Origin of the sequence: Kutzneria viridogrisea DSM 43870 (genome assembly GCF_000525635.1) — a bacterium.
GTDB lineage: Bacteria > Actinomycetota > Actinomycetes > Mycobacteriales > Pseudonocardiaceae > Kutzneria > Kutzneria viridogrisea.
On the sequence record NZ_CP007155.1, the window covers coordinates 3488407 to 3500292 of the forward strand.

Consider the following 11886-nt stretch of genomic DNA (forward strand, 5'->3'; position numbering starts at 1 on the left):
TGCATTACGCAACGGAGGCGTCGATGGTCCCCGTGTGCAACGTCGACGACCTCCCCCACGGGGAGTCCGTCCGCATCGTCCACACCGACATCCCGATCGCGGTGTTCCACGTCGAGCAGGACGCGGGCGGCGGCTACTACGCCATCGACGACACCTGCACACACCAGGACGCCTCGCTGGCCGAGGGCTGGCTGGAGGGCTGCGCGGTGGAGTGCCCGCTGCACGCGGCCTGCTTCGACCTGCGCACCGGCCTGCCCAGCGGTCCACCCGCGACCAGACCCGTGCGGACCTATCCGGTGGTAGTGCAGGACGGAACCCTCTACGTGGTGGTGGACGCCCCGGCCGAGGTCGCGTAGTGCGCACCGTGGTCGTCGTCGGCGCCTCGCTGGCCGGGCTCTCGGCGGTGCGGGCGCTGCGCGCGCAGGGCTACGACGGTCACCTGGTGGTGGTCGGCGAGGAGCGGCACCAGCCCTACGACCGGCCGCCACTGTCCAAGGACTTCCTGGCGGGCAAGGCAACCGCGGGCTCACTGGACCTGCTCGGCGACCAGGACGAGGCGCTGGAGGTCCAGTGGCGGCTGGGCACCCGCGCCGTGCGGATCAACGCGGCGGACCGGTCGGTGCTGCTGTCCACTGAGGACTCGCTCCGCTGTGACGGCGTGGTCCTGGCCACCGGCGCGAGGGCACGTGCGCTGCCCGGTGGTGGGGGACTCGATCGGGTGCACTGCCTGCGCACCCTGGACGACGCCGTGGCACTGCGCGCGGACCTGCTGCCAGGCGCTCGGCTGGTGATCATCGGGGCGGGCTTCATCGGGGCCGAAGTCGCTTCCACGGCAAGGCTTCTCGGTCTGGACGTGACGGTGGTGGAGGCCGATCCGGTACCGCTGGCCCGCCAGTTCGGCCTCGAGATGGGCCAGTTGTGCGCTCGTCTGCACGGGGAGAACGGTGTGCGCCTGCTGACCGGTGTCGGCGTGCGCGAGCTCGTGGGAGCCAGCAAGGTGGAGGGTGTGCGCCTGGTCGATGGCACTGTCCTGCCCGCGGACGTCGTGGTCGTGGGCATCGGCGCCGTGCCCAACACCGAGTGGCTGGCCGGCTCGGGGCTCGTACTCGGCAACGGGGTGATCACCGACACCTCCTGCGCGACCAACCTCGGCCACGTCGTCGCGGTCGGGGACTGCGCGGCCGTGCACGGGGAGCGGGTCGAGCACTGGACCAACGCCCTGGAACAGCCCACCGTCGCCGCGGCGACCCTGTTGGACGGGGAGCGCGGCAGGCACGTGCACACCGCGGCGCCCTATTTCTGGTCTGACCAGTACGGGGTGCGGATCCAGTTCGCCGGGCACCGCGCCCCTGGGGACGCTGTGCGCGTGGTGGAGGGGGACCCCGAGGAGCGGTCCTTCCTCGCTGTCTACGAGCGGGCGGGCGAACCCGTTGCGGTGGTGGCGATGAACCGGGCGAAGGCGTTCGGGCGCTGGCGGCGTCAGCTGGTCAGGCACTTACCCACGACTTGACGCAGTTCGCCGCACACACGATGCTGTTGCGGCATCAGCGCAGTGTTGCGGATAGAGCAACAGTGGTCGAAGCGAGGTGCCGGTGTCGCAGCTGTTCATTGATGGCAAGTGGGAGTCAGCAGAGGACGGCCAGACCAGAGCGGTGATCAACCCGTTCGACGGCAGCGAGCTGGCCCAGGTCGCGGAGGCCGCTGAGGCCGACTCCCGGCGCGCGATCGAGGCGGCGCGGCGGGCCTTCGACCACGGGACCTGGCCGAGGACCCCGGCGGCCGAGCGCGGCGCCCTGCTCGACCGGGTGGCCGACTTGTTGTTGCGCGACAAGGAAACGCTTGCGCACAGCGAAACACTGGACACCGGCAAGACGCTGGGCGAGAGCCGCGCGGACGTGGACGACGTGATCCGAGTCTTCCGCTACTACGCGGCACTGGCCGACAAGAACCCGGGCCGCATCGTGGACACCGGCTCGCCCACGGCGGTGAGCCGGATCGTGTACGAGCCGGTCGGGGTCTGCGGGCTGATCACCCCGTGGAACTACCCGCTGTTGCAGGCCTCCTGGAAGCTCGCACCCGCACTGGCCGCGGGCAACACCATGGTGATCAAGCCCAGCGAGCTCACCCCGTTGACCACGATCGCGCTGGTCGGCCTGCTCGCCGAGGCGGGCGTGCCCGAGGGGGTGGTCAACCTGGTGCTGGGCGCCGGTCCGGTCGCCGGGGCGCCGCTGGCCGACAGCCCGCTGGTGGACCTGGTGTCCTTCACCGGCGGACTGGTCACCGGCAGGCAGATCATGATCGCCGCCGCGGGCAACGTGAAGAAGGTCGCGCTGGAACTGGGCGGCAAGAACCCCAACATCGTCTTCGCCGACGCCGACCTGGAGACCGCGGTGGACCAGGCGCTCAACGCGGTGTTCCTGCACGCGGGGCAGGTCTGCTCGGCCGGCGCCCGGCTGCTGGTGCAGGACACGGTGTACGACGGGTTCGTGGCGGCCGTCGCCGAGCGCGCCGACCGGATCCGGCTGGGCAGTGGGCTGGTGGCGGGCACCGAGAGCGGGCCGCTGATCTCCGCCGCGCACCGGGAGAAGATCGAGGGCTACGTGTCCTCCGCGCTGGCGGAGGGCGCGCGACTGCTCGCGGGCGGGCGTCGCCCGGCCGAGCCCGAACTCGCCGACGGCTTCTTCTACCGCCCAACGGTTTTCGCCGACTGCCGGCGCTCGATGCGAGTCGTGCGCGAGGAGACCTTCGGCCCGATCCTGACCGCGGAGTGCTTCCACACCGAGCGGGAGGCCGTGGAACTGGGCAACGACACCGACTACGGGCTGGCCGGTGCGGTCTGGACCAGTGACGGGGACCGGGCCCAGCGAGTGGCCGCGGCGCTGCGGCACGGCACCGTGTGGATCAACGACTACCACCCGTACCTGCCGCAGGCGGAGTGGGGCGGCTTCAAGCAGTCGGGCATCGGGCGCGAGCTCGGGCCCGCCGGACTGGACGAGTACCGCGAGGCCAAGCACGTCTACCAGAACACCGATCCCCGCCCGCTCGGGCTGTTCGCTGGCTGAAGGAGGACGTCGTGACGCAGGAGCAGTACGACTTCGTCATCGTCGGTGGCGGGTCCGCGGGCAGCGCGCTGGCCAACCGGCTCTCGGCCGATCCCGGCAACCGGGTGCTGGTGCTGGAGGCGGGCCGCTCGGACTACCCGTGGGACGTGTTCGTGCACATGCCCGCGGCGCTGACCATCCCCATCGGCAACCGCTTCTACGACTGGAAGTACGAGTCCGAGCCGGAACCGGAGCTGCGCGGCCGCAGGGTCTACCACGCGCGCGGCAAGCTGCTCGGCGGGTCCAGCAGCATCAACGGGATGATCTTCCAGCGCGGCAACCCGATGGACTACCAGCGCTGGGCCGCCGACGATGGAATGTCCACTTGGGACTACGCACACTGCCTGCCTTACTTCAAGAAGATGGAGAACTGCCTGGCCGGTGCCGACGAGTACCGCGGCGGTGACGGCCCGCTGGTGCTGGAGCGGGGCCCGGCCGACGGGCCACTGTTCAAGGCCTTCTTCGCGGCCACCGAACAGGCGGGCTACCCGCTGACCAAGGACGTCAACGGCTACCAACAGGAGGGCTTCGCCCCCTTCGACCGCAACGTCCACCGTGGACGCAGGCTCAGCGCTGCCCGCGCCTACCTGCACCCGGTGCGCAAGCGGCCCAACCTCACGGTGCGATGTCGTGCCTTCGTGACGCGAATCCTCTTCGAGGGCAAGCAGGCCGTCTGCGTCGAGTACCGCAGCGGTGGCACGACGCGTACGGTGCGTGCGGGCGAGGTCGTGCTGTGCGGTGGCGCGATCAACACCCCGCAGCTGTTGCAGCTGTCCGGGGTGGGCAACGCGGCGGAACTGTCCGCGCTGGGCGTGGACGTGGTGCACGACCTGCCCGGTGTCGGCCAGAACCTCCAGGACCACCTGGAGGTCTACATCCAGTACGCCTGCACCCAGCCGGTGTCCATGGCGCCCTGGCTGAAGTGGTACAACCGGCCGTGGGTCGGTTTGCAGTGGTTGTTCCGCAAGGGACCCGGTGCCACGAACCACTTCGAGGGCGGCGGCTTCGTGCGCAGCAACGAGGACGTGGCCTACCCCAACCTGATGTTCCACTTCCTGCCGATCGCCATCCGGTACGACGGCTCGCTGCCCGCCGGTGACCACGGCTACCAGGTGCACGTCGGCCCGATGTACTCCGACGCGCGCGGCAACGTGAAGATCACCTCCAAGGACCCCTCGGTGCACCCGGCGATCCGGTTCAACTACCTGTCCACCGAGCAGGACCGCCGCGAGTGGGTGGAGGCCGTGCGGGTGGCCAGGAACATCCTGGACCAGCCCGCCATGGACCCGTACAACGGGGGCGAGATCTCCCCGGGCCCCTCGGTGCGGACCGACCAGCAGATCCTGGACTGGGTGGCCAAGGACGCCGAGACCGCACTGCACCCGTCCTGCACCTGCCGCATGGGTGTGGACGAACTGTCCGTTGTGGACCCGCAGAACATGCGGGTGCACGGCCTGCGGGGACTGCGCGTGGTGGACGCCTCGGCGATGCGTTACGTCACCAACGGCAACATCTACGCCCCGGTGATGATGATGGCCGAGAAGGCGGCCGACCTGATCCTGGGACGCACCCCGCTGCCCGCGCAGCAGGTTCCGTTCTACCGACACGGCGCGCAGGAGCGGTCATGAGTGAAGACGGGCACGGCTTAAGGGAACTGGGCTACAAGCAGGAGTTCGAGCGCACGCTCGGCACCTTCCACACCTTCGCCGCGGGCATCAGCTACATCTCCATCCTCACCGGCACCTTCCAGATGTTCTACTTCGGCTTCGGCATGGGCGGACCGGCCAACTGGTGGAGCTGGCCGATGGTGTTCGTCGGCCAGCTGATGGTCGCACTGAGCTTCGCCGAACTGTCCGCGCGCTACCCGGTCGCAGGTTCGATCTACAACTGGTCCAAGCGGCTGGGCAATCCACACGTGGCCTGGCTAGCGGGCTGGATGATGCTGGTCGCCTCGATCGTCACCGTCGGCTCGGTGGCCCTGGCGTACCAGATCACCCTGCCGCAGATCTCCTCGGTGTTCCAGTTCGTCGGTGATGGCACCGGGGAGTACGACGCCCCGGTGAACGCCGTGATCCTGGGCAGCGTGCTGATCCTGTTCAGCACGCTGGTCAACGCGTGGAGCACCAAGCTGATGGCGCGCATCAACAGTGCGGGCGTGTTCATCGAACTGGTCGCCGCCGTGCTGCTGGTCGTGCTGCTCGCGGTCAGCGCGGTGCGGGGCCCCAGCGTGGTCCTGGACACCGCGGGCAAGGGCAGCGGGCACGACCTGGGCTACTTCGGGGCGTTCCTGGTCGGCTCGCTGGCCTCGGCCTACGTCATGTACGGCTTCGACACGGCCAGTTCGCTCGGTGAGGAGACCGTGGATCCCCGGCGCAACGCGCCCAAGGCGATCCTGCGCGCACTGGTCGCCTCCTTCGTGCTCGGTGGGCTGATCCTGCTGTTCGCGCTGATGTCCGTGCGCAACATCAACGCCCCGGAGCTGAGTTCGGTCGGCCTGCAGTACGTGGTGCTGGACGTGCTGGGACCCGTGGTGGGCAAGATTTTCCTGGTGGCCGTGGCGATCGCGGTGACCGTGTGCATCCTCGCGGTGCACACCGCGGCGATCCGCATGATGTTCGCGATGGCCCGGGACAACAACCTGCCCGCGGGCTCGCTGCTGGCGAAGGTGCACGGCAAGCAGAAGACCCCGGTGGTGCCCGCCGTGGTGGTCGGCCTCATCGCGGTGCTGCTGCTGGTGGTCAACATCGGCCAGCCGCAGATCTTCCAGATGGTGACCAGCATCGGCGTGATCCTGATCTACGTGGCGTACCTGCTGGTGACCGTGCCCATGCTCATCGCCCGGCTGCGGGGCCGGTGGCCGGGGGAGGGCGCGCCCAGCGGCGGGTTCTCCCTGGGGCGCTTCGGGTTGCCGGTCAACATCCTGGGCGTGCTGTGGGGTGCGGGCATGGCGCTCAACCTCGCGTGGCCCAGGTCGGAGGTCTACAACCCCACGCCGCCCTACCACTGGTACCTCCAGTGGGGTGCCTTCCTGGTGGTCGGTGTGGTGGGTCTCGGTGGCTTCGCCTACTACTGGTTCGTGTTGCGGCACAAGACAGGCGTGCTCGCCGAGCATGCCGCTGATGGCTCTTGACACCGGTCTGAACCGACCGGGACTCTGTTGCGTGTAGCACAACTCGTTGCACATCGCGGAACACGGGTCGAGGAGGGTGCCATGTCTGCGCAGCCCCGGGTGGTGCTCATCGGTGCAGGCATCGTCGGCTGCGCGCTGGCCGACGAGTTGACCGAGCGCGGTTGGACCGACGTGACTGTGCTGGACCAGGGACCCCTGTTCGCCACGGGCGGGTCCAGTTCGCACGCGCCCGGCCTGGTGTTCCAGACCAACCCCTCCAAGACGATGACCGAGTTCGCGCGCTACACCGTGGACAAGTACAGCTCCCTGGAGTTGGCTGGCCGTCCCTGCTTCACCCAGGTCGGCGGCCTTGAGGTGGCCACCACCCCGCAGCGCTGGGCGGACCTGGCACGCAAGCAGGGGCTGGCCACCTCCTGGGGCGTGCCCGGGTCGCTGTTGAGCCCTGCGGAATGTGTTGCGCTGTGCGCACTACTCGACCCGGAGCAGATCCTCGGCGGGTTCCACGTGCCCAGCGACGGGCTCGCCAGCGCACTGCGCGCCGGTGAGGCGCAGGCCCGGCGGGCGATGGCGCGTGGCGCACGCTTCCTCGGCGGGCAGCGGGTCGTGGAGATCACGCAGTCCGGCGGGCGGGTCACCGGGGTGCGCACCGAGCAGGACGCCTTCGCGGCCGACATCCTCGTGTCCTGCGCGGGCTTCTGGGGTCCGGCCGTGGGCAGGCTGGTCGGGCTCACCGTGCCGCTCACCCCGCTGGCACACCAGTACGCCAAGACCGGTCCCGTGCCCGCGCTGGCCGGTGCCGAGGCGGAGGCCGTGGCGCCGATCCTGCGCCACCAGGACCGCGACCTGTACTACCGCGAGCACGGGGACCGGATCGGCATCGGCTACTACGGGCACGACCCCATGCCGGTGGCGGTGGATGGCCTGCCGCTACCCGGTCAAGCGGCGGTCATGCCGTCCATGCTGGAGTTCACGCCGGAAGACTTCGCGCCCGCGTGGCAGCACTCGGTGCGGCTACTGCCCGCACTGGGCCAGACCGAGGTCACCGAGGGCTTCAACGGGGTTTTCTCTTTTACCCAGGACGGGTTCCCGCTCATGGGCGAGTCCCGGGAGGCCGCCGGGTTCTGGGTGGCCGAGGCGGTGTGGGTGACGCACTCCGCGGGAGTCGCCAGGGCGATGGCCGAGTGGCTGGTGGAGGGCCGCCCGCGCACCGACGTGCACGAGTGCGACCTGAACCGGTTCGAGCAGTTCCAGCTGGCCCCGCAGTACGTGCTGGAGCGCGGCAAGCAGAACTTCGTCGAGGTCTACGACATCATCCATCCCTTGCAGCCCATGGAGTCCCCGCGCCCGCTGCGGGTGTCGCCGTTCTACCAACGGCAGCAGGAGCTCGGCGCGGTCTTCCTGGAGGCCAGCGGCTGGGAGCGCCCGCACTGGTACGAGGCGAACTCCCCGCTGTGCAAAGGGATCGACTTGCCACCGCGCGACGAGTGGGCGGCCCGCTACTGGTCGCCGATCGCCGCCGCCGAGGCGCGAGCCACTCGCGAGCGAGTCGCCCTGTACGACATGACCGCGTTGAAGCGGCTGGAGATCAGCGGCCCTGGGACGTTGGAGTTCCTGCAACGCATGACCACCAACAACCTGGCCAAGTCAGTCGGCGCGGTGACGTACACGCTGCTGCTGGACGAGTTCGGGGGAGTGCGCAGCGACCTGACCGTGGCCCGGCTCGGTGAGCAGCACTTCCAGGTCGGCGCCAACGGCAACCTGGACCTGGACTGGCTCCTGCGACACGCGCCCGCAGAGGTCTCGGTCCGCGACATCACCGCGGGCACCTGCTGCCTTGGCGTGTGGGGGCCGCTGGCCCGCGACCTCGTGCAACCCCTGGTGGATCAGGACTTCTCGCACAAGGGGTTCGGCTACTTCCGGGCCAAGCGCGCACACCTGGGCACCGTGCCGGTCACCGCCATGCGACTGTCCTATGTGGGCGAACTCGGCTGGGAGCTCTACACCAGCGCGGACCAGGGCCTCAAGCTGTGGGACACGCTCTGGGCGGCAGGGCGCGACCTCGGCCTGGTGGCCGCCGGGCGCAGCGCCTTCACCAGCCTGCGCCTGGAGAAGGGCTACCGGGCCTGGGGCACCGACATGACGCCCGAGCACGACCCGTACGAGGCGGGGTTGGGGTTCGCCGTGCGCATGGACAAGGACGACTTCCTGGGCAAGCAAGCGCTTGCGGGCCGCGAGACGCCCGCGCGCAAGCTGACCTGCCTCACCGTGGACGACCCGAACTCGGTGGTGCTGGGCAAGGAACCCGTGCACGCCAACGGGTCCGCGGTCGGCTACGTCACCAGCGCGGCCTACGGGTACAGCCTCGGCCGCACCGTGGCCTACGCGTGGCTGCCCGCGGCGGTCGCCGTGCCGGGCACCGCCGTGGCCATCGAGTACTTCGGGGAGAAGATCCCGGCCACGGTCCGCGAAGAGCCGCTGTTCGACCCCGAGATGGCCCGCATCCGCCGTTGACCCAGGACGAGGTGACCGCGATGACAACCGCACCGGGTCTGCCCGACAGCCTGATCCCCACCCTGCCCGGGGCCAGCTACACCGATCCGCATGTGTTCGAGTTGGAGCAGGAGCGCATCTTCGAGCGGATGTGGTTCTGCACGGCCAGATCCGCCGAGGTGGGTCGGCCGGGCCGGTACAGAACCGTCCAGATCGGACGCGAGAGCGTGATCGTCACCCGTGCCCGCGACGGGGCGGTCCGCGCCTACCTCAACATCTGCCGCCACCGCGGCGCGAAACTGTGCACTGAGGACAGTGGTGAGGTCAAGCGCGCCTTCCAGTGCCCGTACCACGCCTGGACCTACGGCCTGGACGGCAAGCTGATCGCGGCCCCGAACCTGACCAGGATGCCCGACGTCGACCGGGTCGAGTTCGGGCTGGTCACCGTGCACGTGCGCGAGTGGCTGGGCTACGTGTGGGTGTGCCTGGCCGAGCAGCCGCCGTCCTTCGAGCAGGACGTGATCGCGGCGTGCACCGAGCGCCTGGGCGACCCCGAGGCGATCGGGCACTACGAGATCGACCAGCTCCAGGTGGGCCGCCGCATCACCTACGAGGTGGCGGCCAACTGGAAGCTGATCATCGAGAACTTCATGGAGTGCTACCACTGCGCGACGATCCACCCCGAGTTGACCGAGGTGCTGCCGGAGTTCGCCGAGGGCTTCGCCGCCCAGTACTACGTGGGGCACGGCGCGGAGTTCGGCGAGGGCATCGAGGGCTTCACCGTGGACGGCGGCACTGGTCTGGACCGGATCCCCTCGGTGACCGAGGATCAGGACCGCCGCTACTACGCGATCACCGTCAAGCCGCAGGTGTTCATCAACCTGGTGCCCGACCACGTGATCTGGCACAGGATGTACCCGCTCGCCCCGGACCGCACGGTCGTGGAGTGCGACTGGCTGTACCTGCCCGAGGTGGTGGCTGAGGGCAAGGACGTGTCCCGCTCGGTGGAGCTGTTCCACCGGGTCAACGAGCAGGACTTCGCGGCGTGCGAGCGCTGCCAGCCGACGATGAGCTCGCGGGCCTACCGGCGCGGTGGGGTGCTCGTGCCCAGCGAGCACCACATCGGCGCATTCCACGACTGGGTCAGCGCCAGGCTGACCGCTGGGCGGGACTCGCACGCCTGAGGGCGGGACTCGGGCTCCGCAGGGCGGGACTCGCCGGGGGTGGGGTCAGGCGCGGCGCCAGGTGGACCATTCGCCAGCGGGGGTCAGTTGGCGGATCTCCCAGGTCCGGTCCCGGTTCCACTCCGTGGCCAGCACGCGCAGTCTGCCGTCGGCGAACTCGGTCACGGAGTGTGGCTCTCCGAGGTAGCTGTTCGGCCAGGGCACACGGCCCAGTCCGATCACCGGACCCCAGGCCCCGCCGGGTTCCCGCTGCACACGCATGTCCATTGAGGACGTTGGGCGTTTGCTGGAGGCGAAGGCGGCGAGTCGGCCGTCACGGGTGGTGAACACCGCCACGCCGCCCCCGTATGGGCCGGGCGCCAGGCCGAAGTCGCTGGCACTGGACCATTCCTGCCCGCACTGGGTCACCCGGTGCACCGTCCCGAACGAGGGCAGGAAGACCTCCAGCCGGCCCGCCGCGTCCTCGGCCGCGCACAACACGCAGGTGCGCGGCCCGACCGGCACCGGGCAGATCGGCTGCCACGGGCTGTACCGCCCGCCCGGTTCCTCCTGGGCCCGGTGCCAGGCGAACTCGGCGTCCCTCTGCACCTCGAAGGGCATTGCGGCGCAACGGAACTGGTCCACTCGGCCGTCGGACCTGCGCAGCGACAGCGGTCTGTGCCAGGTGTGCGCCTGGGTGGTGTCGCGGACGAGAACCAGGGTGGCCCAGTGGGACAAGGGTTTTCTCCGCATGGCTGGAACGTAGAAGATCTTCGCCTTTGCCTGCTGTAGACCAGATGGATGGCGCCGTTACCAGTCTACGTGGCGGACAGCGCTGCCGTCGGGGGCAACCGGGCTGCCCTTACCGCCGGGTAGACCCCGGCCACCGCGCCGACCAGCAACGCAGCCCCGAACCCGCCCGCCACGGCCGCCGGCGGAATCACCGCGGGCCATCCCTGACCGGCCGAGTAACACGCCGTGGCGGCTACTCCCAGTATAGTTCCGACAGTACCGCCCAATCCGCACAGTACGACCGATTCCGTCAGGAACTGGACACGGATCTGGCCCCGGTGCGCGCCAAGTGCCCGGCGCAGCCCGATCTCGCCGCGCCGCTCCAGCACCGACACGATCATCGTGTTGGCCACGCCCACCCCGCCGACCAACAGTGCCACCGCGGCCAAACCCAGCAGCAGGGCGGAGAACGCGCTCTCGGTGGCCTGCTTGGCGGCCAGCGCGTCCGAGGGCCGGCCCACCGTCACCAGCCCAGACTGGCCAGGCAGGATCGTCTCGGCGAGCACCCCGCGGACCTGTTCCACCCGTGACTGCTCGGCCCGCAGGTACAGCACGGTCGGGTGCCCGTCGAAGCCCAGCCGCTCGCGGGCGGCCTGCCAGCCCACCAGCGCGACGCGGTCCAGGTCGGGGGCCAGCGGGATCTGGTCCAGCACACCGATCACGGTGAACCAGCCGTCGCCGATCCACACCTGCTGGTCGCCGTGCGCCTCGGTGATGCCCAGCTGGCTGGCGGCGGCACTGCCGAGCACGACGGTGGGGAAGGCCTGGCTGACCTGGTCGAGGAACCGCCCGCTGTGCACCCTGCCGCCGACCGAGGCCAGCAACCGCGGGTCGGCCGCCAGCACCGGGAGCCCGGAGGACTGCTCCGGGGTGACCAGGTTGCTGCGGTTGATCGTGCTGTGCGTGTTGGCCACCGCGGTGGCGGTGCTCACCGGGCCGATCCGGCGCACCATGGACACCGCCTCGGTCGGCAGCGAGACCAGCTGCTGCGTGCTGGGGTCCTTGCCCGCCTCGGCCCGCAACAGGTTGGTGCCCAAGGCCTCCAGCCTGGTCATCAGCGCGCGCTGGCTGGACGCGGGTATGCCGACGACCACGATCATCGTCGCGATGCCGATCGAGATGCCCAGCGCGGACAGCGCGGCCCGCAGCGGTTTGGTGCGCACCCTGAGCAGTCCCAGGCGCAGCAGGTCGGTCAGCGTCATGCCGGACT

At 69.9% G+C, this 11886-nt stretch carries 9 protein-coding genes; 7 read left to right on the plus strand and 2 right to left on the minus strand.

The features are described from left to right. Positions 1-23 precede the first annotated feature (23 nt). The 7 genes from KALB_RS15695 (at position 24) to KALB_RS15725 (ending at position 9905) form a co-directional block, all read left to right on the plus strand. A complete protein-coding gene (locus tag KALB_RS15695) occupies positions 24-356 on the plus strand; it encodes a bifunctional 3-phenylpropionate/cinnamic acid dioxygenase ferredoxin subunit (RefSeq protein WP_025356662.1) in 333 nt (110 codons plus the stop codon). After that, positions 356-1510: an NAD(P)/FAD-dependent oxidoreductase gene (locus KALB_RS15700; protein WP_025356663.1), complete on the plus strand. Its 1155-nt coding sequence runs from the start codon at positions 356-358 to the stop codon at positions 1508-1510. The genes KALB_RS15695 and KALB_RS15700 overlap by 1 nt, the downstream gene beginning before the upstream one ends. Positions 1511-1592: 82 nt before the next feature. Next, positions 1593-3062: an aldehyde dehydrogenase family protein gene (locus KALB_RS15705; RefSeq protein WP_025356664.1), complete on the plus strand. Its 1470-nt coding sequence runs from the start codon at positions 1593-1595 to the stop codon at positions 3060-3062. A gap of 11 nt (positions 3063-3073) precedes the next feature. Then, positions 3074-4729: a choline dehydrogenase gene (betA, locus tag KALB_RS15710; protein WP_025356665.1), complete on the plus strand. Its 1656-nt coding sequence runs from the start codon at positions 3074-3076 to the stop codon at positions 4727-4729. Then, positions 4726-6231, plus strand: a complete 1506-nt coding sequence (locus KALB_RS15715) for an APC family permease (RefSeq protein WP_025356666.1) — start codon at positions 4726-4728, stop codon at positions 6229-6231. The genes betA and KALB_RS15715 overlap by 4 nt, the downstream gene beginning before the upstream one ends. Positions 6232-6312: 81 nt before the next feature. After that, positions 6313-8742 (plus strand): GcvT family protein, encoded by a 2430-nt coding sequence (locus tag KALB_RS15720; protein ID WP_025356667.1) that lies wholly within the window; start codon positions 6313-6315, stop codon positions 8740-8742. 20 nt (positions 8743-8762) lie between these two features. Next, the gene (locus KALB_RS15725; RefSeq protein WP_025356668.1) at positions 8763-9905 is read left to right on the plus strand and encodes an aromatic ring-hydroxylating oxygenase subunit alpha; all 1143 of its coding nucleotides are present in this window, start codon (positions 8763-8765) and stop codon (positions 9903-9905) included. A gap of 45 nt (positions 9906-9950) precedes the next feature. Here KALB_RS15725 and KALB_RS15730 read toward each other — a convergent pair whose 3' ends face one another. Together KALB_RS15730 and KALB_RS49190 are read right to left on the minus strand one after the other, a co-directional pair. Beyond that, complete coding sequence (locus KALB_RS15730) at positions 9951-10637, minus strand: PLL family lectin (protein ID WP_148309481.1); 687 nt, start codon at positions 10635-10637, stop codon at positions 9951-9953. Positions 10638-10702: 65 nt separating this feature from the next. Then, positions 10703-11878 carry an ABC transporter permease gene (locus KALB_RS49190; RefSeq protein ID WP_025356670.1) on the minus strand — a complete coding sequence of 392 codons (1176 nt, stop codon included), beginning with the start codon at positions 11876-11878 and terminating at the stop codon, positions 10703-10705. Between the last annotated feature and the right edge of the window lie 8 nt (positions 11879-11886).

Coding starts and splice junctions, on each gene's coding strand:
- KALB_RS15695 (WP_025356662.1), top strand. CDS start 24: ATGGTCCCCGTGTGCAACGTCGACGACCTCCCCCACGGGGAGTCCGTC.
- KALB_RS49190 (WP_025356670.1), bottom strand. CDS start 11,878: ATGACGCTGACCGACCTGCTGCGCCTGGGACTGCTCAGGGTGCGCACC.
- KALB_RS15720 (WP_025356667.1), top strand. CDS start 6,313: ATGTCTGCGCAGCCCCGGGTGGTGCTCATCGGTGCAGGCATCGTCGGC.
- KALB_RS15725 (WP_025356668.1), top strand. CDS start 8,763: ATGACAACCGCACCGGGTCTGCCCGACAGCCTGATCCCCACCCTGCCC.
- KALB_RS15730 (WP_148309481.1), bottom strand. CDS start 10,637: ATGCGGAGAAAACCCTTGTCCCACTGGGCCACCCTGGTTCTCGTCCGC.
- KALB_RS15715 (WP_025356666.1), top strand. CDS start 4,726: ATGAGTGAAGACGGGCACGGCTTAAGGGAACTGGGCTACAAGCAGGAG.